The organism is Mycobacterium sp. E3339 (assembly GCF_001666915.1).
In the GTDB taxonomy this organism is placed as follows: Bacteria; Actinomycetota; Actinomycetes; order Mycobacteriales; family Mycobacteriaceae; genus Mycobacterium.
In genome coordinates, this window is the sequence record NZ_LZIZ01000030.1 from 26,805 (window position 1) to 50,659 (window position 23,855).

General features: G+C 68.3%; 20 protein-coding genes and 1 pseudogene. 5 read left to right on the plus strand and 16 right to left on the minus strand.

The genetic code is table 11. From position 1 onward, the window contains the following. Positions 1-58: 58 nt before the first annotated feature. Positions 59-1,363, plus strand: a complete 1,305-nt coding sequence (locus A5702_RS02310; protein ID WP_068217896.1) for an MFS transporter — start codon at positions 59-61, stop codon at positions 1,361-1,363. Here A5702_RS02310 and A5702_RS02315 read toward each other — a convergent pair. Together A5702_RS02315 and serA are read right to left on the minus strand one after the other, a co-directional pair. Further along, on the minus strand, positions 1,263-2,273 hold the full coding sequence (locus tag A5702_RS02315) for a 3-isopropylmalate dehydrogenase (protein WP_067822762.1): 1,011 nt from the start codon (positions 2,271-2,273) through the stop codon (positions 1,263-1,265). The genes A5702_RS02310 and A5702_RS02315 overlap by 101 nt on opposite strands. Continuing rightward, on the minus strand, positions 2,270-3,856 hold the full coding sequence (serA, locus tag A5702_RS02320; RefSeq protein ID WP_055403318.1) for a phosphoglycerate dehydrogenase: 1,587 nt from the start codon (positions 3,854-3,856) through the stop codon (positions 2,270-2,272). Before serA ends, A5702_RS02315 begins: the two co-directional genes overlap by 4 nt. A gap of 106 nt (positions 3,857-3,962) precedes the next feature. Between serA and wrbA the strand changes: the two genes are divergently transcribed. Beyond that, a complete protein-coding gene (gene wrbA / locus A5702_RS02325; protein ID WP_068217931.1) occupies positions 3,963-4,565 on the plus strand; it encodes an NAD(P)H:quinone oxidoreductase in 603 nt (200 codons plus the stop codon). Positions 4,566-4,634: 69 nt separating this feature from the next. On the opposite strand, the gene ilvC is transcribed toward wrbA, so the two are convergent. The 3 genes from ilvC to A5702_RS02340 are packed head-to-tail and all read right to left on the minus strand — an operon-like array spanning position 4,635 to position 8,050. Then, the gene (gene ilvC, locus A5702_RS02330) at positions 4,635-5,636 is read right to left on the minus strand and encodes a ketol-acid reductoisomerase (RefSeq protein ID WP_156349549.1); all 1,002 of its coding nucleotides are present in this window, start codon (positions 5,634-5,636) and stop codon (positions 4,635-4,637) included. 48 nt (positions 5,637-5,684) lie between these two features. Continuing rightward, positions 5,685-6,182, minus strand: a complete 498-nt coding sequence (gene ilvN, locus A5702_RS02335; protein WP_055403321.1) for an acetolactate synthase small subunit — start codon at positions 6,180-6,182, stop codon at positions 5,685-5,687. Further along, a complete protein-coding gene (locus tag A5702_RS02340; protein WP_068217899.1) occupies positions 6,182-8,050 on the minus strand; it encodes an acetolactate synthase large subunit in 1,869 nt (622 codons plus the stop codon). The genes ilvN and A5702_RS02340 overlap by 1 nt, the downstream gene beginning before the upstream one ends. 311 nt (positions 8,051-8,361) lie before the next feature. Here A5702_RS02340 and A5702_RS02345 point away from each other — a divergent pair, with 311 nt between their 5' ends. Next, positions 8,362-8,718, plus strand: coding sequence for a PH domain-containing protein (locus A5702_RS02345; protein WP_068217902.1), 357 nt, complete (start codon positions 8,362-8,364; stop codon positions 8,716-8,718). 3 nt (positions 8,719-8,721) lie between these two features. Here A5702_RS02345 and A5702_RS02350 read toward each other — a convergent pair whose 3' ends face one another. Beyond that, on the minus strand, positions 8,722-9,582 hold the full coding sequence (locus A5702_RS02350; RefSeq protein ID WP_068217904.1) for a DoxX family protein: 861 nt from the start codon (positions 9,580-9,582) through the stop codon (positions 8,722-8,724). Between the two features lie 239 nt (positions 9,583-9,821). Here A5702_RS02350 and A5702_RS02355 point away from each other — a divergent pair, with 239 nt between their 5' ends. Continuing rightward, positions 9,822-10,943, plus strand: coding sequence for a sorbosone dehydrogenase family protein (locus A5702_RS02355; RefSeq protein WP_082955918.1), 1,122 nt, complete (start codon positions 9,822-9,824; stop codon positions 10,941-10,943). 17 nt (positions 10,944-10,960) lie between these two features. On the opposite strand, the gene gatB is transcribed toward A5702_RS02355, so the two are convergent. The 5 genes from gatB to gatC form a co-directional block, all read right to left on the minus strand. Next, the gene (gatB, locus tag A5702_RS02360) at positions 10,961-12,472 is read right to left on the minus strand and encodes an Asp-tRNA(Asn)/Glu-tRNA(Gln) amidotransferase subunit GatB (RefSeq protein ID WP_068217909.1); all 1,512 of its coding nucleotides are present in this window, start codon (positions 12,470-12,472) and stop codon (positions 10,961-10,963) included. 216 nt (positions 12,473-12,688) lie between these two features. Further along, positions 12,689-13,861, minus strand: a complete 1,173-nt coding sequence (locus A5702_RS02365) for a MinD/ParA family protein (protein ID WP_068217912.1) — start codon at positions 13,859-13,861, stop codon at positions 12,689-12,691. A gap of 92 nt (positions 13,862-13,953) precedes the next feature. Next, entirely contained in the window at positions 13,954-14,985 is a 1,032-nt protein-coding gene (locus tag A5702_RS02370) for an ATP-dependent 6-phosphofructokinase (protein WP_067822785.1), read from the minus strand. 42 nt (positions 14,986-15,027) lie between these two features. Then, positions 15,028-16,509, minus strand: a complete 1,482-nt coding sequence (gene gatA, locus A5702_RS02375) for an Asp-tRNA(Asn)/Glu-tRNA(Gln) amidotransferase subunit GatA (protein WP_068217914.1) — start codon at positions 16,507-16,509, stop codon at positions 15,028-15,030. Beyond that, the gene (gatC, locus tag A5702_RS02380; RefSeq protein WP_055404830.1) at positions 16,506-16,805 is read right to left on the minus strand and encodes an Asp-tRNA(Asn)/Glu-tRNA(Gln) amidotransferase subunit GatC; all 300 of its coding nucleotides are present in this window, start codon (positions 16,803-16,805) and stop codon (positions 16,506-16,508) included. The genes gatA and gatC overlap by 4 nt, the downstream gene beginning before the upstream one ends. A 96-nt stretch (positions 16,806-16,901) precedes the next feature. Here gatC and A5702_RS02385 point away from each other — a divergent pair, with 96 nt between their 5' ends. Then, the gene (locus A5702_RS02385) at positions 16,902-17,558 is read left to right on the plus strand and encodes an amino acid-binding protein (protein ID WP_156669458.1); all 657 of its coding nucleotides are present in this window, start codon (positions 16,902-16,904) and stop codon (positions 17,556-17,558) included. Here the strand turns inward: A5702_RS02385 and A5702_RS02390 are convergent. The 5 genes and pseudogenes from A5702_RS02390 to ligA form a co-directional block, all read right to left on the minus strand. Beyond that, positions 17,555-20,452 carry an RND family transporter gene (locus A5702_RS02390; protein WP_068217917.1) on the minus strand — a complete coding sequence of 966 codons (2,898 nt, stop codon included), beginning with the start codon at positions 20,450-20,452 and terminating at the stop codon, positions 17,555-17,557. The genes A5702_RS02385 and A5702_RS02390 overlap by 4 nt on opposite strands. Further along, positions 20,449-20,880 (minus strand): MmpS family transport accessory protein, encoded by a 432-nt coding sequence (locus tag A5702_RS02395; protein WP_197281306.1) that lies wholly within the window; start codon positions 20,878-20,880, stop codon positions 20,449-20,451. Before A5702_RS02395 ends, A5702_RS02390 begins: the two co-directional genes overlap by 4 nt. 163 nt (positions 20,881-21,043) lie before the next feature. Continuing rightward, positions 21,044-21,640: a TetR/AcrR family transcriptional regulator gene (locus tag A5702_RS02400; RefSeq protein ID WP_055404826.1), complete on the minus strand. Its 597-nt coding sequence runs from the start codon at positions 21,638-21,640 to the stop codon at positions 21,044-21,046. A gap of 145 nt (positions 21,641-21,785) precedes the next feature. Further along, positions 21,786-21,954 (minus strand): annotated as a pseudogene (locus tag A5702_RS27215) (cystathionine gamma-lyase); the annotation flags it as partial. Positions 21,955-21,958: 4 nt separating this feature from the next. Further along, the coding region (gene ligA, locus A5702_RS02405) for an NAD-dependent DNA ligase LigA (RefSeq protein WP_068217920.1) at positions 21,959-23,855 on the minus strand (1,897 nt) is incomplete at its 5' end.

A 23,855-nucleotide genomic window follows, 5' to 3' on the forward strand; every position in this document is an offset into this window, starting at 1 on the left:
CGCGAGGCCGTCGCGCAAGCCTCACCAGCATTTTCACCCGGCTGTGCAAGCATGGGGAATGCAAACGGACGCGGCCTCCACGCGCGAGCTGGGCGCGGCCGGGCGCTGGTCCATCATGGTGGTATCGCTAATCGCCACCGCGAGTTCCTTCCTCTTCATCAACGGTGTCGCGTTCCTCATTCCCTCGCTGCAATCAGCGCGCGGAATCCCGCTCGACGAGGCCGGTCTGCTGTCCTCGATGCCCAGTTGGGGCATGGTGGTGACCCTGGTGCTGTGGGGCTACGTACTGGACCGGGTGGGCGAGCGACTGGTGATGGCCGCAGGCTCGGCGCTCACCGCGGTGGCGGCCTTCGCGGCGGCGTCCGCGCATTCGATGGTGCTGATGGCCGTCTACCTGTTCCTCGGCGGCATGGCCGCGGCCAGTTGCAACACCGCCGGCGGGCGGCTGGTGTCGGCATGGTTCCCGCCGCAGCAACGCGGCCTGGCCATGGGCTTCCGCCAAACCGCGCAACCCCTCGGAATCGCCTTGGGGGCGCTGGTGATTCCGGAGTTGGCCGAGCACGGCCCCGGCTCGGGGCTCAGGTTCACCGCGTTGGCGTGCGCGTTGGGCGCGGTAGCCAGCGCGGTCGGCATCATCGATCCGCCCCGAAAGCCGCGGGCCGACGCTACCCTCTCGGAACTCGCCAGCCCGTACCGAGGATCGTTGACACTGTGGCGAATTCACGCCGTGGCGGGTCTAATGATGGTGCCGCAGACGGTAACCGTGACATTCATGCTGGTGTGGCTGATCAAGAATCTGCACTGGTCGGTCGCGGCCGCCGGCAGCCTCGTCACCCTCTCGCAGCTGCTGGGCGCGATCGGCCGCGTCCTGGTGGGCCGCTGGTCGGACCGGGTGGGATCGCGAATGCGACCGGTCCGCATCATCGCGATCGCCGCCGCCGTCACCCTGTTCCTATTGGCCTGGGCCGACTTTCTGAACTCGGGCTATCAGGCGCCCCTGATGGTCGTGATCTCGGTGATCGCCGTGCTCGACAACGGGTTGGAGGCCACGGCCATCACCGAATTCGCCGGACCCTTCTGGAGTGGCCGCGCGCTGGGCATCCAGAACACCACCCAACGAGTGATGGCGGGCGTCGCGCCACCGCTGTTCGGCGCGCTCATCACGGCCGCGAAATATCCGAACGCGTGGATACTGTGCGGGCTGTTCCCGGTCGCAGCGGTGCCGCTGGTGCCGGCGCGGTTGCTCCCGCCCGGACTGGAAACTACAGCGCGGCGGCAATCCGTTCGCCGACTTCGGTGGTGGCGAGCCGTTCGTGCCCACGTGTCGCCAGATAGGTCTCAACGGCCCGGTCCACCCGGCTAGCGGCTTCGTCCTCACCGAGGTGGGCGAGCAGCAACGCCACCGACATGATCGCGGCGGTCGGGTCGGCGATGCCCTGACCCGCGATGTCCGGCGCGCTGCCGTGCACCGGCTCGAACATCGATGGATTGGTCCGGGTGGCGTCGATATTTCCGCTGGCGGCCAAGCCAATTCCGCCGCACACCGCCGCCGCCAGGTCCGTGATGATGTCGCCGAACAGGTTGTCGGTGACGATCACATCGAAGCGCCCGGGGTCGGTGACCATGAAAATGGTGGCGGCGTCGACGTGTTGGTAGGCGACCTCGACGCCGGGGTACTCCTCCCCGACCTCGGCGACGATCCGCGCCCACAGCTTCCCGGCGAAGGTCAGCACGTTGGTCTTATGCACCAGCGTCAGGTGTTTGCGGCGACGCTGCGCGCGTTCGAATGCGTCGGCCACCACGCGGCGCACGCCGAAGGCCGTGTTGAGGCTTACCTCGGTGGCCACCTCGTGGGGCGTGCCAGTTCGGATCGCACCACCCGTGCCGGTGTATGGGCCTTCGGTCCCCTCGCGCACGACGACGAAGTCGATGTCGGGGTTCCCGGCGAGCGGGCTGCTCACCCCGGGATACAGCCGCCCCGGTCGCAGGTTGACGTGATGATCCAACTCAAAACGCAACCGCAGCAACAGGCCCCGCTCCAGAACGCCGCTGGGCACCGACGGATCGCCGATCGCACCGAGCAGGATGGCGTCGTGCTGGCGCAGCTCGGCGAGCACCGATTCCGGCAGCAGTTCACCGCTGGCGTGATACCGCCGGGCGCCCAGGTCGTATTCGGTCTTTTCGACGCCGGGCAGCACCGCATCGAGGACCTTAACGGCCTCGGCCGTGACTTCCGGCCCGATGCCGTCGCCGCCGATCACCGCGAGCTTCACGAAAGATCAACCACCTCAAGCTTGTTCGCGCCCACCGCCGCGCCGATCGCCGACCGCACCTCGCTCGGCACGTCCCGATCCAGCCGCAGCAGGATCGTCGCGCCCGGGCCTTCGGCGTCCTCGGACAGCTGCGCGGCTTGGATGTTCACGCCCGCCGAACCGAGCAGGGTGCCGATCTTGCCCAGCGCCCCGGGCTCGTCGGCGTAGTTGATCACGAGGTTGGTGCCCTGGGCGCGCAGATCGAAGTTGCGGCCGTTGATCTGCACGATCTTTTCCACCAACTGCGGCCCCGACAGCGTGCCGGCGACGTTGACGGCGGTGCCGTCGTGAGCGACGGCGCGGACGTCGACGACGCTGCGGTGGTTCGGACTTTCCGAGGCCGTGGTGAGCTCGGCGCTGACGCCGCGCTCTTCGGCCAGCGCCGGCGCGTTGACGAAGGTGACCGGACCCTCGACCACCGCCGAGAACAGCCCACGCAGAGCCGAAAGCTTCAGCACCTCAACGTCTTCGGACGCCAGCTCGCCGCGCACCTGAACCGACACCGATACCGGCGGCCCGTCGGACAGCGAGGCTGCAAGTACCCCGAGCTTGCGCACCAGGTCCAGCCAGGGCGCCACCTCCTCGTTGACCACACCGCCGCCGACGTTGACGGCATCGGGAACGAATTCCCCGGCCAGCGCGAGCTTGACGCTCTCGGCGACGTCGGTGCCCGCCCGGTCCTGGGCCTCGGAGGTCGACGCACCCAGGTGCGGGGTCACCACCACCTGGGGCAGCTCGAACAGCGGGCTATCGGTGCACGGCTCCTTGGCGAACACGTCGATGCCGGCCGCCCGCACGTGTCCGCTGCTCACCGCTTCGGCCAGCGCAGCCTCGTCGATCAGGCCGCCGCGGGCGGCGTTGACGATGATGACGCCCGGCTTGGTCTTCGCCAGCGCTTCCTTGCCGATCAGGCCCGCCGTCTCGGGCGTCTTCGGCAGGTGGACCGAGATGAAGTCGGCGCGGGCCAACAGGTCGTCGAGCGGCAGCAGTTCGATGCCCAGCTGCGCGGCCCGGGCCGGCGACACGTAGGGGTCGTAGGCCACCAGGTGGGTGCCGAAGGCGGTCAAGCGCTGGGCGACCAACTGCCCGATCCGGCCCAGGCCCACCACGCCGACCGTCTTGCCGAAGATCTCGGTGCCGTTGAACGACGACCGCTTCCAGGCGTGCTCGCGCAGGGAGGCGTCGGCGGCCGGGATCTGCCGGGCGGCCGCCAGGAGCAGCGCCAACGCGTGCTCGGCGGCGCTGTGAATGTTCGAGGTGGGGGCGTTGACCACCAGCACGCCGCGCTCGGTCGCGGCGTCCACGTCGACGTTGTCCAGCCCCACCCCGGCGCGGGCCACGATCTTGAGCTTGGCGGCGGCCGCCAGCACCTCGGCGTCGACGGTGGTGGCCGAGCGCACCAGCAGCGCGTCGGCCTCCGGCACCGCGGCCAGCAGCTTCTCCCGGTCCGGCCCGTCCACCCAGCGCACCTCGACCTGGTCTCCCAGGGCGGCGACGGTCGATTGGGCGAGTTTGTCGGCGATCAATACAACAGGCAGATTCACCCGGCCAGCCTATCGGCTGCGTTTGGCGGGCATCGACGGGCTCACCACTGCCGTAACCTGCACCGACGGCGGTTGGGCGCGGGTCGTGAGGTCCTACGATGCGCTGATGACCAAACTCGCGATCATCTACTATTCGGCGACCGGGCATAACGCCGCGATGGCGCAACGCGTGGCCGCCGCGGCCGAGTCCGCCGGCGCCGAAGTCCGCCTTCGGCACGTCGCCGAGACCCGCGACCCGGAATCGTTCGCCCAGAACCCGGCCTGGACCGCCAATTATCAAGCGACGAAGGACCTTCCGGCGGCGACGGGTGAGGACATCGTGTGGGCGGATGCGGTGATCTTCGGTTCGCCGACCCGCTTCGGTTCTCCCGCCGCGCAATTGCGCAACTTCCTGGACTCGCTGGGCGGGTTGTGGGCCGAGGGCAAGCTCGCCGACAAGGTGTACGCGGCCTTCACGTCGTCCAACACGCTGCACGGCGGTCAGGAAACCACGCTGCTTTCGCTCTACATCACGCTGATGCATTTCGGCGGCATCATCGTCCCGCCCGGCTACACCGACCCGTGCAAGTTCGTCGACGGCAATCCGTATGGGGTCAGCCTGGTGTCGACGCACGACAACATCCACGAGTTCGACGAGGCGACCGAGAATGCCCTGGAGCACTTGGCGCGCCGGGTGGTGTCGGTCGCGGGCCGCCTTCGCGACACTTAAACCACGCACACGACACGCCGTAAACGGTCGCCGTGGTTTCAGTTTCGCGGACCGGCGGCCCGCGTAAGACTACGCCGTCTCGGTGATCGGCCGGTCGACCCAGCTCATGAGGTCGCGCAGCTTCTTGCCGGTCACCTCGATCGGGTGCTCGGCGTTCTCCTTACGCAGCCGCTCGAGCTCCTTGTTGCCGCCCTCGACGTTGGCGACCAGCTTCTTGGTGAACGTGCCGTCCTGGATGTCGCGCAGGATCTCGCGCATCCGCTCCTTGGTGCCGGCGTCGATGACCCGCGGGCCCGACAGGTACCCGCCGAACTCGGCGGTGTCGGACACCGAATAGTTCATCCGGGCGATGCCACCCTCGTACATGAGGTCCACGATCAGCTTGAGCTCGTGCAGCACCTCGAAGTAGGCCATCTCCGGCGGGTAACCGGCCTCCACCATCACGTCGAAACCGGTCTTCACCAATTCCTCTGTGCCACCGCACAACACGGCCTGCTCACCGAACAGGTCGGTCTCGGTCTCGTCCTTGAAGGTGGTCTTGATGACGCCGGCGCGGGTGCCGCCGATGGCCTTGGCGTAGGACAGCGCCAGCGCCTCACCCTCGCCGGTCGGGTCCTGGTCGACCGCGATCAGGCAGGGCACGCCCTTGCCGTCCACGAACTGGCGACGCACCAGGTGGCCGGGCCCCTTCGGCGCGACCATCGCGATGGTGACGTTGCCGGGCGGCTTGATCAGGTCGAAGTGGATGTTGAGCCCGTGGCCGAAGAACAGCGCGTCGCCCTCGGAGAGGTTGGGCTCGATGTCGTTCTTGAAGATGTCGGCCTGCGCCGTGTCGGGCGCCAGCAGCATGATGACGTCGGCCCACTTGGCCACCTCGGCGGGGGTGTCGACTTCCAGGCCCTGCTCGGAGACCTTGGCCCGCGACTTCGAACCCTCCTTGAGCCCGACGCGCACCTGCACACCGGAGTCGCGCAGGCTCAGCGAGTGCGCGTGCCCCTGGCTGCCGTAACCGATCACCCCGACCTTGCGCCCCTGGATGATCGAGAGGTCGGCATCGTCGTCGTAGAACATTTCTAGTGCCACTTTTTCAATATCTCCTTGTGTATTACTTGGCCGTGGCTATTTCGCGCCCAGGCCGCGCGGACCGCGGGACAACGACACCACTCCGGACTGGACGATTTCGCGGATACCGAACGGCTCCAACACCCGCAGCAGCGCCTCGATCTTGCCGCGATCACCGGTCGCCTCGATCGTCAGCGCCTCCGGGGATACGTCGATCACCTTGGCGCGGAACAGGTTTACCGCTTCGATCACCTGGCTGCGGCTGCCGGCGTCGGCGCGCACCTTGATCAGCGCCAGCTCCCGGGACATCGACGTGTCCTCGTCCAGCTCGACGATCTTGATGACGTTGATCAGTTTGTTGAGCTGCTTGGTGACCTGTTCGAGCGGTGTCTCGTCGCAGGCGACCACGATCGTCATGCGCGACATGTCTTTCTGCTCGGTGGCACCGACGGCCAGCGATTCGATGTTGAATCCGCGCCGCGAGAACAGCGCCGCCACCCGAGCGAGCACACCGGGTTTGTCCTCGACCAACACCGACAGCGTGTGCGTGTTCATCAGGCGTGCCCTTCGCTCTCGTCGCCGAACAGGGGACGAATGCCGCGCGCGGCCTGAATCTCGTCGTTGCTGGTGCCGGCGGCCACCATCGGCCAGACTTGCGCGTCGGCGCCGACGATGAAGTCGATCACCACCGGACGGTCGTTGATCGCGCGGGCTTGGTTGATCACGTCTTCGACGTCTTCCTCACGCTCGCAACGCAATCCGACGCATCCCAGCGCCTCCGCCAGCTTCACGAAGTCCGGGATGCGGTGCGAGTGGGTGGCCAGGTCGGTTTGCGAGTACCGCTCCTCGTAGAACAGGGTCTGCCATTGGCGCACCATGCCCAGGTTCCCGTTGTTGATCAGCGCCACTTTGATCGGCACGCCCTCGATCGCACAGGTGGCCAACTCCTGATTGGTCATCTGGAAGCAGCCGTCGCCGTCGATGGCCCACACCTCGGCCTCGGGGCGAGCCATCTTGGCGCCCATGGCCGCCGGGATGGCGAACCCCATGGTGCCCAGCCCGCCGGAGTTGATCCAGGTGCGCGGCTTCTCATAGGAGATGAACTGCGCCGCCCACATCTGATGCTGCCCAACGCCGGCGACGTACACGGCGTCCGGACCGGCGATCTGGCCCAGCTTCTCGATGACGTATTCCGGTCCGAGGCTGCCGTCGCTCTGCGGGCCGTAGCTCAGCGGGTAGGTGGACTGGACGCTGTCCAGGTAGGCCCACCATTCCGTCATGTCGATGTTGCCGGGGACGTCGTAGTGACGCAGCATGGCGATCAGGTCGGTGATGACCGCTTTGACGTCGCCGACGATCGGCACGTCGGCGTGGCGGTTCTTGCCGATCTCGGCCGGGTCGATGTCGGCGTGAATGACTTTCGCCTCCGGCGCGAAGGTGTCGAGCTTCCCGGTGACCCGGTCGTCGAAGCGGGTGCCCAGCGCGATCAGCAGGTCGCTGCGCTGCAGCGCCGCCACCGCGGCGACCGTGCCGTGCATGCCGGGCATGCCCATGTGCTGGCGATGGCTGTCGGGGAACGCGCCGCGCGCCATCAGGGTGGTCACGACGGGAATGCCGGTCAGCTCGGCCAACTCGAGCAGTTGCTCGGTCGCCTCGCCGCGGATGACGCCGCCGCCGACGTACAGCACCGGCTTGTTGGACGCCGCGATCAGCTTGGCGGCCTCGCGGATCTGCCGGTTGTGCGGCTTGGTGTTGGGCTTGTAGCCGGGCAGATCCATGCGCGGCGGCCAACTGAACGTGCACTGGCCCTGAAGGACGTCCTTGGGGATGTCGACGAGCACCGCACCCGGGCGGCCCGAGGACGCGATGAGGAAGGCCTCGGCGATCACCTGCGGGATCTCGTCGCCGGAGCGGACCAGGAAGTTGTGCTTGGTGATCGGCATCGTGATGCCGGAAATGTCGGCTTCCTGGAACGCGTCGGTGCCGATCAGCGTGCGCCCGACCTGGCCGGTGATGGCGACGACGGGCACCGAATCCATCTGCGCGTCGGCCAGCGGGGTGACCAGGTTCGTGGCGCCGGGGCCCGACGTGGCCATGCACACCCCGACCTTGCCAGTGGCGTGGGCGTAGCCGCTGGCGGCGTGGCCGGCGCCCTGCTCGTGCCGAACCAGCACGTGGCGAAGCTTTTTCGAGTCGAACAGCGGGTCATAGACCGGCAAGACCGCGCCACCGGGGATGCCGAAGATGACCTCGACGTCGAGCTCCTCCAGCGATCGGATCACCGACTGGGCGCCGGTAAGCTGCTCGGGCCCAACGCGTTTCGGCTTCTTGGCGGGGGCGGCGGCGGGAGTTTCCGCCGCGTCGGAGGCGACGTCGGCGGCACGCTGTGGCGAGGTGGCGTGCTGCCTGGTGGGTGCGCTCACTGTCTTTTGTCCTTATTCACTCTGGGAGTCTCGCTGGGGCAACAAAAAACCCCCGACAGCTCTTCTGCTGCACGAGGGTTGCGCGTTGGTCTGGATAGCTTCAAATGCCGAGAGGCTAGTCAGGCACCAACGCGCCGACTAATTACTACGAGCATCCCGGGCTGTCCGGCGGTATCCATAACGTCCGACGGTAGCCTTCGCACAGCTCAGCAGTCAAATCCGCTACCGCCCGCTCGCGCGGAGGTCCGGTGCATCGCGACGGGTGAAATGATGGTCGGGTGGCTACCGGTTCGTCTTCGAACACACCCGTCGTGATCAAGGTGTCCCCGATCGCTCACCTGGCGGTCGGATTCACCACGCTGGGGTTGCTGATACCGGTGATGCTGTGGCCGCCCTCGGCGCCGCTGCTGCTGATTCCCCTGCTGCTGTCGGCCATGATCGTGCGGCTGCGCACCGTCGCCGACGACAAAGGCGTGACCGTCCGAACGCTGCTGGGCAGCCAGACGATGCCGTGGGACGAGATCGACGGGCTGCGCTTCCACCGCGGCTCCTGGGCCCGCGCGCACCTCAAGAGCGGCGCGGAGCTGCGCCTGCCCGCGGTGACGTTCTCGACGCTTCCGGAGCTGACGCAGGCCAGCGCGGGACGCGTGCCCAACCCCTATCAGTGACGGTCAGGCGATCGGGTTGACCCCGTTGAGCAGCACCCACACGGCGATGCCGGCGGCGATGCCGACCAGCAGGGCGACGAACGACCCGATGAAGGGCCGGTGGGCCCAGCCCCGGCGCGCGTCCAGACCGTAGCGGCCGGGTCCGCACAGGATGACCGCGACGGCCAGGACGATCAGCGTGATCTGGTATTCGTGGCCGTCCGGCAGGAAGTACGTGAAGGTGTGCGGATGCGGGCGGGCCGTGATGGTGGCCAGCATGCCGTTGATCAGGAACGCCAGCACACCCGCCGCGGCCACCGGGGTGAACAGCCCCAGGATCAGCAGCACGCCCGCGACGAGCTCACCGCCGGCGCTGACGTAGGCCAGGATGTCGGCGTGCTGGTAGCCGACGTCGGACAGCGAGTTCTTGAACCCGCCGACGCCGGAGCCGCCCCACCAGCCGAACAGCTTCTGCAGCCCGTGCGCCGCCAGCACGACCCCGAGGCCGACCCGCAAGATCAGCAAACCCAGGTGCTGGGTTCCACGCCGGCCGACTTCGTGCAACCGGCCGTGGTGTTCGTCCCCGTCGATCTCGGCGGGCTCGGCGGCCGCGTGCCGGGACTCCTGCGGCTGCACGTAGGGCAGGGGCTCCTGCTGATCGAGCACGTGGTAACCCGCCGCCCGGGACCCGGCCGCGCCGGCGTGGTCACCCATGTAGGGGATGACGGTGGTGGTTCCGGTGGAGGGGTTGAAGTCGCCGGGGTAACCGACGGGCGTCAAGTCGTCTTCGGGGTCGACCACGCGCGCCGTGGCGGGCCGTCCCGGGGTTGGCTCCGGGGATTCGCCGGGCCGCTGCCAATGTCCGTCATTCGGTTGACTGGTCACGGGTGTCAGGGTAAGGGCAGTTGGCGCTGAATTGGGGATTTGAGCGGCGCTTTCGCCAGGCAATCGCCTGTTTGCCCGCCAAACAAGCCCGGATTGGCCGTGTGGGACGCTGCGGGCGGTCGAAAACGGCCGAATCCGGCGGCTCAGGCCGCCGAGAATAGGGTGCCGATCATGCCGCCCCAGCCGGCCCGGCGCATGCGTGTGGCGGCGGCGGGCGCACTATCCGTAGCCTGTCGGTCATGCGACTACGGCGCTCGGTTCGGTGCGGGATCGCCGCGCTCTGCGCGACGATGCTGGTCGCGAGCGGGTGCGCGCGGTTCAACGACGCGCAATCGCAGCCGTTCACCACCAACCCCGAGCTCAAGCCCCAACCCAGCTCGACGCCTCCCCCGCCGCCGCCGCTGCCACCCACACCCTTCCCGAAGGCATGCCCGGCGCCGGGCGTCATGCAGGGCTGCCTGGAGAGCACCAGCGGCCTGATCATGGGGCCGGACAGCAAAACCGCGCTCGTCGCCGAGCGCACCACCGGCGCCGTCAAGGAGATCTCGGTCAGCGCCGAGCCGAAGGTGAAGATGGTCATCCCGGTCGACCCGTCCGGGGACGGCGGCCTGATGGACATCGTGCTGTCGCCGACCTACACCCAAGATCGGCTGATGTACGCCTACGTCAGCACGCCGACCGACAATCGGGTGATCCGGATCGCCGACGGCGACATCCCCAAGGACATCCTCACCGGGATCCCCAAGGGCGCGACCGGCAACAGCGGGGCACTGATCTTCACCAGCCCCACCACGTTGGTGGTGATGACCGGCGACGCGGGTAACCCCGCGGCGGCCGCCGACCCCAAATCGCTGGCCGGCAAGGTCCTTCGGATCGAGCAGCCGACCACCATCGGTCAAGCGCCGCCGACGACGGCGCTGTCGGGTGTGGGCTCCGGCGGCGGCCTGTGCATCGACCCGGTGGACGGCTCGCTCTACGTCGCCGACCGCACGCCGACGGCGGACCGGTTGCAGCGCATCACCAAAGCCTCGGAGGTCTCCACGGTGTGGACCTGGCCGGACAAGCCCGGGGTGGCCGGCTGCGCCGCGATGGACGGGACGGTGCTGGTCAACCTCATCAACACGAAGCTCACGGTGGCCGTGCGGCTGGCTCCGGCGACGGGCGCGGTCACCGGCGAACCCGACGTGGTGCGCAAGGACACGCACGCCCACGCGTGGGCGCTGCGGATGTCGCCGGACGGAAACGTCTGGGGCGCAACGGTCAACAAGACCGCCGGGGACGCCGAAAAGCTCGACGACGTGGTGTTCCCGCTGTTCCCGCAGGGCGGCGGCTTCCCGCGCAACAACGACGATAAGACCTAGCGAAAGCTAGGCCTTCGTCAACCCTGCCCGCAGGCGGCCAGCACCAGTTCGCGCACCCGCGCCGCGTCGGCCTGCCCGCGGGTGGCCTTCATCACCGCGCCGACTATCGCGCCCGCCGCGGCCACCTTGCCGCCGCGGATCTTTTCCGCCACATCGGGATTGGCGGCCAGCGCCTCATCGACCGCCGCCTGGGTCACCGAATCGTCGCGCACCAGCTCGAGACCGCGGGCGCTCATCACCTGCTCGGGGTCGCCCTCGCCGGCCAGCACCCCCTCCACGACCTGGCGGGCCAGCTTGTTGGACAGCTTGCCCTCGTCCACCAGGGCGATCACCGCGGCGACCTGAGCCGGCGTGATGGCCAGTTCGTCCAGGCTGATGTTGGCCTCGTTGGCCTTCTGCACCAAGAAGTTTCCCCACCAGGCGCGCGCCTGCTCGCTGGCGGCGCCATGCTTGACGGTCTCGGTGACCAGTTCCACGGCACCGGCGTTGACCAGATCGCGCATCACCTCGTCGGAGACGCCCCATTCCTGCTGGATTCGCTTGCGGCTCAGCCACGGTAGCTCCGGGATGGTCTGGCGCAGCTGGTCGACCAACTCGCGACTGGGCGCGACGGGTTCCAGGTCGGGCTCGGGGAAATAGCGGTAGTCCTGAGCGGTCTCCTTCGCGCGGCCCGGGCTGGTGTATCCCGCCTCGTGAAAGTGTCTGGTCTCCTGGATGATCCGGCCGCCGGACGCGAGCACGGCTGCCTGCCGCTGCATTTCGTAACGGACCGCGACCTCAACGCTTTTCAGCGAGTTGACGTTCTTGGTCTCGGTGCGGGTGCCGAACTCGGTGGTTCCCGTCGGCATCAGCGACACGTTGGAATCGCAACGCATCGAGCCCTGGTCCATCCGGACATCGGATACGCCCAAGGCGCGCAACAGGTCTCGCAAGGCAGTGACGTATGCGCGGGCGATCTGCGGCGCCCGGGCGCCGGCGCCGACGATGGGCTTGGTCACGATTTCGATCAGCGGCACGCCGGCGCGGTTGTAGTCGAGCAGCGATGTCGTCGCGCCGTGGATGCGGCCGGTCTCGCTTCCCAGGTGGGTCAGCTTGCCGGTGTCTTCCTCCATGTGCGCGCGCTCGATCTCGACCCGCCAGGTGCTGCCGTCTTCGAGCGGCGCGTCCAGGTAGCCGTTGATGGCGATCGGCTCGTCGTACTGGGAGATCTGGTAGTTCTTCGGCATGTCCGGGTAAAAGTAGTTCTTCCGGGCGAAGCGGCACCACGGCACGATCTCGCAGTTCAGCGCCAGCCCGATCCGAATGGCCGATTCCACCGCGGTGCGGTTGAGCACCGGCAGCGACCCCGGCAGTCCGAGGCACACCGGGCAGACCTGGGTGTTGGGTTCGGCGCCGAACGCGGTGGAGCAGCCGCAGAACATCTTGGTGACCGTCGACAGCTCGACGTGCACCTCGAGGCCGAGGACGGGGTCGAAACGGGCGATGACCTCGTCGTAATCCATGAGATCGGCACTGGCGGCAAGACTCATGCCGTCGATCGTAGTGGTGACCGCGAGGGCGGCGGAGCCGGGCGAAGCGGGTCACCACCATCAGACCCAGTGGTGACCGCGAGGGCGGCGGAGCCGGGCGAAGCGGGTCACCACCATCAGACCCAGTGGTGACCGCGAGCGCGGCGGAGCCGGGCGAAGCGGGTCACCACCATCAGACCCAGTGGTGACCGCGAGCGCGGCGGAGCCGGGCGAAGCTCAGGGCCAGTGCGGCGAGCGTGACACCGGGAATCGGTTGGGCTCGGCGCCCCTGCCCGGGAACATATCCGCCAGCACGGCCGCCATCTCGAGGTAACAGCGCCGGCTTTCCTTGCTCAGTCGATCCAGTTCGATCTGCTTGCCTTCGTGGATGTGCCGATCGAACGGCAGCACCACCGTCGCGGCGACGCGCGCGGACAATCGGTCGATTTCGTTGGCGGCCAACACCCCCACTTTGGCCGGCTCGACGTGGTTGACCGCCAGGATCGTGCACCGCACCAAAGCCTGATATCCGTTGTTGCCCAACCAATCCAGCGTGGTCGCCGTCTTTCGTATCGCATCGATCGAGGTGCTGGTCACCACGACCAGCGCCCGCGCCTCGGGCAAGACGGCGTCCATCACGCCCGAGTTGAGCGCCTTGGCGCAGTCCAACAGCACCACCGAGTAGTGGTTGCGCAGCAGGGAAAGCGCTTTGACCACGTCGTGGCGCTCGAGCCGCCAGTCGGTGTGCGCGTAGTCCGGCAGGCCGAGCACTTCCAGGCCGAAATTGTTCATGTAGGTGCGCGCGCGGATGTCCGCGTAACTCGCGGCCGTCTTATCGGTGAGCAGGTCCGCCATGCCCAGCGGGTTCAGCCGGCCATGGCGCTCGGCCAGGTCCCCGGCGTCGATGTCGACGGCGACGATCCGGTCATGACGCACCTCGGCGAACGTCGACCCGAGCGCCTCCACCACCGCCGTCTTGCCGACGCCGCCCTTGAGGTTGAGAACGGCGATGGGAAACGCGCCGCCCACGTCCGCGCGGATCCGGTCGCGCAGGTCGTCCATGTACTGCGCGGCCTTGCCGGGACCGAGGTCGACCCCGGTCACCCGGTGGATCACGTCGCGCCAGTTGAAGCCCGCAGAAGCGCTGGGGTCGCCCTGCTCGAGCCCGTCGAGGGCCGTGCCGCCCGCCGGCCTCGGTGCGCGCGGTCGTGGAACTAAAGGCGCAGGTCGAGCCGGTGTTTTCGGCCGGGGCACGGACGGCATCGCCCGATAGGACTGCGGCATGGTGGCCGCCCTGGAGTCGACGTCGAGCCAGCTGGGGGCGCGCTGCGGACGAACCGGCGGGCGCGGCGGCCCCGCCGACGACGCGGGCTGCTGAACGTCTCCGCGAATCGAACCGCGGTTGCGCATACCCCCGGTATAACCCCCGACAAGCGGTTCGGAAACCACGAATCCGGGCCGGCGCGTCGAAACCGGCAAATTACGGCGGTGTCGGCCGCGCCTCAGCCGAAGAAGGCAGCGGCGTCGTCGTAGCGACTCTCGGGTACCAGCTTGAGTTGGCGCACCGCGTCGGCCAGCGCCACCCGCCCGATGTCCTGCCCCCGCAGCGACACCATCTGGCCGTACTCCCCCGCGTGTGCGGCGTCGGCGGCGTTGACGCCGAACCGCGTGGCCAGCACCCGGTCATACGCCGTCGGCGTGCCCCCGCGCTGGACATGGCCCAGCACGGTCACCCGGACGTCCTTGTTGATCCGCTTCTCCACCTCGGCGCCCAGCTGCGCGGCGACACCGGTGAACTTTTCGTGGCCAAACTCGTCAAGTCCGCCCTCGCGCAACGAGATTGAACCCGGTACGGGTTTGGCTCCCTCGGCGACCACGCAGATGAAGTGCGAATCCCCGCGCTGGAAGCGGCGTTTGACGAGCCGGCACACCTCCTCGACGTCGAAGGGCTGCTCGGGAATCAGCGTCATGTGCGCGCCGGACGCCAGGCCGGCGTTCAGCGCGATCCAGCCGGCGTGCCGGCCCATCACCTCGACCAGCATCACCCGCTGATGCGATTCGGCGGTGCTGTGCAGCCGGTCGATGGCGTCGGTGGCCACCGTCAGCGCGGTGTCGTGACCGAAAGTGACGTCGGTGCAGTCGATGTCGTTGTCGATGGTCTTCGGCACGCCGACGACCGGCACGTTTTCCTCCGACAGCCAGTGCGCGGCGGTCAGGGTGCCTTCACCGCCGATGGGGATGAGCACATCGATGCCGTTGTCGTCCAACGTCTGCTTGATCTGGTCCAGCCCGGCGCGCAGTTTGTCCGGGTGCACCCGGGCGGTGCCCAGCATCGTGCCGCCCTTGGCCAGCAGCCGGTCGTTGCGGTCGTCGTTCTGCAGTTGGATGCGCCGGTTTTCCAGCAACCCGCGCCACCCGTCCTGAAACCCGACCACCGACGAGCCGTACCGGGCGTCGCAGGTGCGCACCACGGCCCGAATGACGGCGTTCAGCCCCGGGCAATCGCCGCCTCCGGTGAGAATTCCGATCCGCATGCCCTTATCTTGCCTTGCACGCCACCGGCACGGCAGCGAAAGTCAGATGGCCGACGGCAGCGGCCCGCGGGCGGCCTCGTAGGCGGCGCCGACGCGGTAGAGGCGGTCGTCGGCCAGCGCGGGCGCCATGATCTGCAGGCCGACCGGCAGGTCGTCGTCGGGCGACAGCCCCGATGGCACCGACATGCCGCAGTGGCCGGCCAGATTCAGTGGCAGCGTGCACAGGTCGAACAGGTACATCGCCAGCGGATCGTCCACCTTCTCCCCCAACGGGAAGGCGGTGGTCGGCGTCGCGGGCGACACCACCACGTCGACGGACTCGTACGCCCGGTCCAGGTCGCGCGCGATCAATGTGCGCACCTTCTGCGCCTGGTTGTAATAGGCGTCGTAGTAACCGGCCGACAGCGCGTAGGTGCCGATCATGATGCGCCGCTTGACTTCCGGCCCGAATCCGGCGGCGCGGGTCAGCGCCATCACTTCCTCGGCGCTGTGCGTGCCGTCGTCGCCGACGCGCAGCCCGTAGCGCATGGCGTCGAAGCGGGCCAGGTTGCTCGACACCTCCGAGGGCAGGATCAGGTAGTAGGCGGCCAGCGCGTATTCGAAGTGGGGGCAGTCCACCTCGCTCACCTCGGCGCCCAGTTCGGTCAGTTTCGCGACGGCGGCCTCGAACGAGGCCAGCACCCCCGGCTGGTAGCCGTCGCCGCGCAACTGCTTCACCACGCCGACTCGCACGCCCTTGAGGTCCCCCGCCGCCCCGGCCCTGGCGGCGCCGACGACATCGGGCACCGACGCCTCGACGGAGGTGGAGTCGCGGGTGTCGTGACCGGCGATCACCTGGTGCAACAGCGCGGTGTCCAGCACTGTGCGCGCGCACGGGCCGCCCTGATCCAGCGACGACGCACACGCCACCAGGCCGTAGCGCGACACGGTGCCGTAGGTGGGTTTGACCCCGACCGTCGCGGTCAGCGCCGCGGGCTGCCGGATGGAGCCGCCGGTGTCGGATCCGATGGCCAGCGGCGCCTGGAACGCGGCCAGCGCCGCCGCGCTGCCGCCGCCGGAGCCGCCGGGCACCCGGTCGAGGTTCCATGGGTTGCGGGTCGGACCGTAGGCGGAGTTCTCCGTCGAGCTGCCCATTGCGAACTCGTCCATGTTGGTCTTGCCCAGGATCGGGATCCCCGCGGCGCGCAACCGCGTGGTGACGGTGGCGTCGTAGGGCGAACGCCAGCCCTCGAGGATCTTGGACCCGCAGGTGGTGGGCATGTCGACGGTGGTGAACACGTCCTTGAGCGCAAGCGGCACCCCGGCCAGCGGCGACGGCAGGCGCTCGCCCGCGGCCACCGCCTCGTCGATCACGGCCGCCGCCCCCAACGCCTCGTCGGCGGCCACGTGCAAGAAGGCGTGGTACCGGTCGTCGGTCGCGGCGATCTGCTCCAGGCACGCCTGGGTGACCTCGACCGACGACAGCTCCTTGGCGGCGATTCGCGCGCCCAGGGTCGCCGCGTCGGATCGGATGATCTCGTTCACTCGCTGTCCCCCAGGATCTGCGGCACCGCGAAGCGGCCGTCGGCGGCCTCGGGCGCCTCGGCCAGCGCTTCGGATTGGGTCAGGCAGGGGGTCGGCTCGTCCGGGCGGGTGACGTTCACGTCCTTGAGGGGGTTGTCGGTCGCTTCGACGCCGGTGACGTCGACCGCCTGCACCTGGCTGACGTGGGTGAGGATGGCGTCGAGCTGGCCGGCGAAGCTGTCCAGCTCGGCATCGGTCAGCGCCAGGCGGGACAGCCGCGCCAGGTGCGCCACCTCGTCGCGGGAGATTCCAGACACGATCCGAAAGCCTAGCCGCGAGGGTGCGGCCGGGTTCAGGCCCGCCGGTTATCCGCAGAAATGCAGTGGACACCTCGCTGTGCGACAGTGTTGGCCGTGCCGTCCTATCTATTGCGCATCGAGCTGGTCGACCGCCCAGGCAGCCTGGGCTCGCTGGCCGTGGCGCTCGGTTCGGTGGGCGCCGACATCTTGTCGCTCGACGTGGTGGAGCGCAGCTCGGGGTACGCGATCGACGACCTGGTGATCGAGCTGCCGCCGGGGGCGATGCCGGACACGCTGATCACCGCGGCGGAGTCGCTTGCGGGTGTGCGGGTGGACAGCGTGCGTCCGCACACCGGGCTGCTCGAAGCCCATCGCGAACTGGAGCTGCTCGACCACGTCGCCGCGGCCGGTGACAGCGCGTCGCGGTTGCAGGTGCTGGCCAACGAGGCGCCCCGGGTGCTGCGCGTCAGTTGGTGCACCGTGGTGCGCGGTGCGGGCGACGAGCTTCAGCGCCTGGCGTCCAGCCGGGGCGCGCCGGAGACGCGGGCGGTTTCGGCCCCGTGGCTCCCGATCGAACGCGCCGCGACGTTGGACGGCGCCGCCGAGTGGGTGCCGCAGGCGTGGCGCGACATGGACACCACGATGGTCGCCGCCCCGCTGGGGGACCCGCACACGGCGGTGGTGCTGGGGCGCCCGGGCCCGGAGTTTCGGCCGTCGGAGGTGGCCCGCCTAGGCTACCTGGCCGGCATCGTGGCCACGATGCTGCGCTAGCGCGCTGGCGCCGCCACCACCGGGTCGTCGTCCTCCCATAGCAGCAGCTGACGCACCGCGGGACGCGGCCCATAGGGCCGGAGCATGGTGCTGGCCGGACGCGGGCGAACCCGCTGCGGCCACCAGAACCAGCGACCGAGAATCCTTGCGACAGAAGGGGTCATGAACGAGCGCACGATCAGCGTGTCGAACAGCAAGCCGAGGCCGATCGTGGTGCCGATCTGGCCGAGCACCTGGAATCCGCTGAACACGAACGCACACATGGTGACCGCGAAGACGATGCCGGCGGAGGTGACCACCGATCCGGAGCCCGCCATCGCCCGGATGATGCCGGTGTTCAAGCCGGCGTGTATTTCTTCCTTGAACCGGGAGATCAGCAGCAGGTTGTAGTCGGACCCGACCGCCAACAGCAGGATCACCGCCAGCGCGAGCACCACCCAGTACAGCTGGATGCCGAAGAGATATTGCCACACCAGGACTGACAGCCCGAACGAGGCGCCCAACGAAAGGGCCACCGTGCCGACGATGACCAGCGCGGCGATCAGGCTGCGGGTGATGATCATCATGATCAGCAGGATCAGGCTCAGCGCGGCGAACGCCACGATCATCAGGTCGTACTTGGCGCCGTCCTGAATGTCCTTGTACGTCGCGGCGGTTCCGCCCAGATAGACTCCCGCGTCCGCCATCGGCGTGCCCTTGAGCGCCTCGTGCGCCGCCTTGGCCATGGGATCGATGTGCGAAATGCCCGCGGGCGTGGCCGGATCGCCCTCATGGGTGACGATCATGCGAGCGGCCTTGCCGTCCGGCGAGAGGAACAGCTTGAGCCCGCGCTTGAAGTCGGGATTGTTGAACACCTCGGGCGGCAGATAGAACGTGTCGTCGTTCTTGGCCGCGTCGAACGCCCGCCCCAACGCCGTCGCGTTGTCGATCGCGGCAGCGGTCTGCGCGTAAATGCCGGACAGCGTGGCGTAATTGGCCAGCGTCAGATCGCGATTGGTCTGCTGGCTGTCGATCTGCGGCGGTATCAGCGCCACCAGTTTCGGCTGCAGCGCGTCGAGCTGGTCGAGGGAGGCCGTGAGGTTTTCGAACTTCTCGGTGAGCTGGTCGATGCCGTCGAGCGCGTCGAACAGCGAGCGGAACGCGAAGCAGACCGGGATGTCGTAACAGTGCCGCTCCCAATAGAAGTAGCTGCGGACCGGCCGGAAGAAGTCGTCGAAGTTCGCGATCTTGTCGCGCAGATCCTGGATCGTGCCGAGCGTGTCGTGGAAGCTCTGCGTCTCGTCGTGGGTGGTGTTGGCGAGTTGCTGCTGCAATACGTATTGCTGCCTCAAGATGTTGATGGTCTTGTTCAGCTCGTTGGCCTGCTTGAGGGCGTCGTTGGCCCGATCTTGTTGGTAGGTCAGGTTTTCCTGCTGCGCCGCGCTGGAATTGCTGACCACGAACGCGAGCGAGCTGTGCACCAGCGGGGTGCCCAAGGGCCGGGTGATGGTCTGCACCTGCGCCACGCCGGGAACGTGGAACACCGCCTTGGCCACCTTGTCCAGGATGAGCATGCTTTCCGGGTTGCGCATGTCGTGATCGGTTTCCACCATGAGCAATTCGGGCTCGAGCCGGGCCCGCGAGAAATGCTTCTCGGCCGCGGTGTACCCGATGTTGGCCGGCGCGCTGGCGGGCATGTAGGGGCGGGTGTCGTAACTGGTCTTGTACCCGGGCAAGGCGATCAGCCCCACCAGCGCCAGCGCGCAGGCCGCGGCGAGCACGGCCCCCGGCCAGCGGACGATGGCGGTGCCGATCCGCCGCCAGCCGCGGGTTCTGATCGCCCGCTTGGGGTCGAAGATGCCGACCTTGGCGCCCAGGGTGAGGATGGCCGGCCCCAGGGTGAGCGCGGCGCAAAGCGCGACGACGATGCCCAGCGCGGCGGGGATGCCCAGGCTTTGGAAGTAGGGCAGCCGGGTGAAGCTCAGACAGGCGACCGCGCCGGCGACGGTGAGCCCGGAACCCAGCACGATGTGCGTCGTGCCGTGATACATGGTGTAGAAGGCCTTTTCGCGATCCTCGCCGGTGCCGCGCGCCTCCTGGTAACGGCCCACGAAGAAGATCGCGTAGTCGGTTCCCGCAGCGATCACCAAGAGCGTCAACAGGTTCGTCGCGTAGGTCGACAACCCGATGACGCCGGCGTTTCCGAGAAACGCGACAAGGCCTCGGGCCGCGGACATCTCGATCAAGACCGTGGCGAGCACCAGCAGCGTGGTGAGGACGGACCGATAGACGAAGAACAGCATTACGGCGATCACGCCGACGGTGATCGCGGTGACCTTCGCGGTTCCCTTGCTGCCGACGTCGAACTGATCGGAAATCAGCGGCGCCGCGCCGGTCACATACGCCCGCACCCCCGGCGGCGGCTTCAGGTGCTCGACGATGTCGCGCACCGCGCCGACACCCTCGTTGGCCAATGCCGAGCCCTGGTTGCCCGCGAGGAACAGCTGGACGTAGGCGGCCTTGCCGTCGCCGCTCTGCGACCCGGCCGCGGTCAGGGTGTCACCCCAGAAGTCCTGCACGTGTTCGACGTGCTTGCGGTCCTGCCCGAGCCTGCGGACCAGCTCGTCGTAGAAGCGGTGCGCGTCCGCGCCGAGCGGCTGGTCACCTTCCAGCACGATCATCGCCGAACTGTCTGTGTCGAATTCGTGGAACTTTTCGCCGATGCGCTTGATCGCCTTGAGCGACGGTGCGTCGGGTGAGTTCAGCGCGACGTTGTGGGTCTTGCCAACCTCTTCCAGCTGCGGCACCGCGATGTTCGTGATCGCGGCCAGCGCCACCCAGAAGAGCAGGATCGGCAAGGCCAGCCGGCGGATGGTGCGCGGGACGAAGCTCCGCGACTCGTGCTGGTCGCTCATCCGGACTTGTCCAGGCAGTAGGTGTAGGCGTCGACTTTGTCAACGGTGCGTTGGTCTTTCACCTCGCCGTTGACGGTGATGCGGCAGCCGAGGGTGTCGCCGTTGCCCTGCGCGACGACGTTGCCGAGGACGGCCGGCTCCGTCGTGGTGATGGTGAACGACCAGGGCAGCGTCGCGTCCTTGACTTGCTGGGGCTGGGCGTTGACATCAAGGTAATTGATGGTCGCGGTCGCGCCGGGCGCGCCGAAGACCTCGAGCACCACCCGTTTGGGATTGAACGGGACGATCTCGTTCGAGAGGCCGCTGTTGGCCGACGTGGTGTCGTGCGAGCCGAAGATTCCGTGCAGGCGATAGATGGCGAAGCCGGCGAGCGCGACGACCAACACCGCGACCAGCACCATCCACCCTCGCCTGACCAGTGAGGTCATCGAAATCCCCTTCACCCGTTCACCTTTCGATCATCGGGCGACCAGATCACCCCCGACCCCCAGGGCGGGCCGGGCGTGATCGACAGCTATGACAGTACGGTACGGGACCGTACTGCACAAGAGACGCGAGCGTACACATTCCGCTTCGGCGGTTAACGCTGCGTTACCCCTTGGTTCTGGTCAAGCCCGGGATGAGAAACCCGTCCACGAGCGCTTGGACGGTGCGACGAGTAGGCGGCCGGCCGGGAATGATGGACCGGAAGATGAGATAGCCGGGCAACAGATCCCAGAGCTCGTCGCTGATCACGTCCTCGGTGATCTCACCGCGGTCGACGGCTTGGCGCAGGACATGTTGAAGCAACGCCTTGCGTTGCTTGAGGAATTGCTCCTGCATGGCGTCGTTGAGCGCCGGGTGCCGCGACACCTCGACCATCACCGCGCGAATGGTGCTGGCGTGCTCGCGGCCATGCTGACCACACGTCTCCCCCAGGCTCAGCAGGTCGCCGCGCAGCGTGCCGGTGTTGGGTGCGACGGCGACCAGGCGCACGCCTTCGATGAAGGCGGCCAACACCAATTCGGCCTTCGAGGCCCAGCGCCGATACACGGTGGCCTTGCTCGCGTGGGCGGCCGCGGCGACGGCGTCGATCGTCAGCTGGTCATAGCCGTGTTCCTGCAGCAGGCGCAGCGTCACCGCCAGAATCTCGCCCTCACGGGGCGACCACGGTGACGTCTGCGCGTACGCCTCGGCCGTCTGGGTCATAGCGCCCACGATAGGACTGCCGGGGCGATGCGGGCTAATTTATCGCCGGATGGCCGCGAGCGCCTGCCCGATGTCGGCGACGAGATCCTCGGTGTCTTCGATGCCCAGCGAGATGCGCGCGAACCCGTCGGCGACGGGGACCGCCCCACGTCGGATTGGAGCCGCGACCGTAGCTGTCCGGCGCCTCCGCCTCGTCGACGGCCAGGTGATAGGTCGCGGCGAGCAACCGCCTGCGGTACGACCGGTTGACCCGGAATCGCCTGTGGGATAACGGCTTTGAGGCAGGTCGTGGAATCGCCGTGGCGACCGGACATGGGCCTAGTCCGCCGGGTTTTTCGGCGGCCCTTCGGCCAGCAGCTTGCGGAAACCGTCCTCGTCGAGGACCGGCACGCCGAGCTCGACCGCCTTGTCGTACTTGGAGCCCGGCGAGTCGCCGGCGACGACGTAGTCGGTCTTCTTCGACACCGAACCGGCGGCCTTCCCGCCGCGCGCGATGATCGCCTCCTTAGCGTCGTCACGCGAAAAACCGGTCAGTGAGCCGGTGACGACGACGGTCAGCCCTTCCAGGGTGCGGGCCACGCTGGCGTCGCGCTCGTCGGCCATCCGCACGCCCGCGTCCCGCCACTTGTCGACGATCGCGCGATGCCAGTCGACGGTGAACCACTCGGTGAGCGCGGCGGCAATGGTCGGCCCGACACCCTCGACCGCGGCCAGCTGCTCGGTGGACGCCGACATGATCGCGTCCAGGCTGCCGAACTCGGTGGCCAGGGCGCGCGCGGCCGTCGGCCCGACGTGGCGGATGGACAGCGCCACCAGCACGCGCCACAACGCCACCGCCTTGGCCTTGTCCAGGTTGTCGAGCAGCCGCCTGCCGTTGGCGGACAGGGCGCCGGCCTTGGTGCGGAACAGCTCGGTGCGCAACAGGTCGTCCTCGGTGAGGGTGAACAGGTCCCCCTCGTCGGCGATCACCCCGGCCTTGAGCAGCGCGATAGCCGCCTCGTAGCCGAGCCCCTCGATGTCGAACGCGCCCCGACCGGCAACGTGGAAGACGCGCTCCCGCAGCTGCGCCGGGCAGGACCGGGCGTTGGGACAACGGATGTCGGCGTCGCCCTCCTTGGCGGGGGCCAGCGTCGTGCCGCATTCGGGACACGTTGTGGGCATGACGAATTCGCGTTCGGACCCGTCCCTCAGGTCGACGACGGGGCCGAGCACCTCCGGGATCACGTCGCCGGCCTTGCGGATCATCACGGTGTCGCCGATCAGCACCCCCTTGCGCTTGACCTCGGCGGCGTTGTGCAGGGTGGCCAGGCCCACCGTCGACCCCGCGACCTTGACGGGCGTCATGAACGCGAACGGCGTGACGCGGCCGGTGCGCCCGACGTTCACGCGGATGTCGAGCAGCTTGGTCTGGGCTTCCTGCGGCGGGTACTTGTACGCGACCGCCCACCGCGGCGCCCGGGATGTCGTCCCCAGCCGGCGCTGCAGCGTGAAGTCGTCGACTTTGATCACCACGCCGTCGATTTCGTGCGCCAGGTCGTAGCGCTGCTCGCCCCAGTACGCGATCCGCTCTTCGACCGCGGCCAGCCCGTGCACCCGCGTCGTCTGCTCGGCCACCGGCAGTCCCCAGGCCTTCAGCGCCGTGTACGCCTCGTGCAGGGTTTTGGGCGAGAACCCGTCGGTGCGGCCGACGCCGTGACAGATCATCCGCAGCCGGCGCCGGGCGGTGACCGCCGGGTTCTTCTGGCGCAGCGACCCGGCCGCGCTGTTGCGCGGATTGGCGAAGGGCGCCTTGCCGTCCTCGACCAGGCTGGCGTTGAGCGCCTCGAAATCGGCGAGCAGGAAGAACACCTCGCCACGCACCTCGAGCACCGCGGGAATCGGGAAGTCGGCACTGGCGCTGAGCCGTTCGGGCACGTCCTCGATGGTGCGCGCGTTGAGGGTCACGTCCTCGCCCACCCGTCCGTCGCCGCGCGTGGCGGCGCGTTCCAGGCGGCCGTCGCGATACACCAGCGACAACGCGACGCCGTCGATCTTGAGTTCGCACAGGTAGTGCGGGTCGCGGCCGACCTCGTTCTCGACGCGGTTGCTCCAGGCGACCAGCTCGTCGCGGTCGAAGACGTCATCCAGGCTCAGCATCCGCTCGAGGTGCTCGGCCTCGGTGAAGTCGGTGGCGAAGCCGGCCCCACCGACCAGTTGCGTCGGGGAATCCGGGACG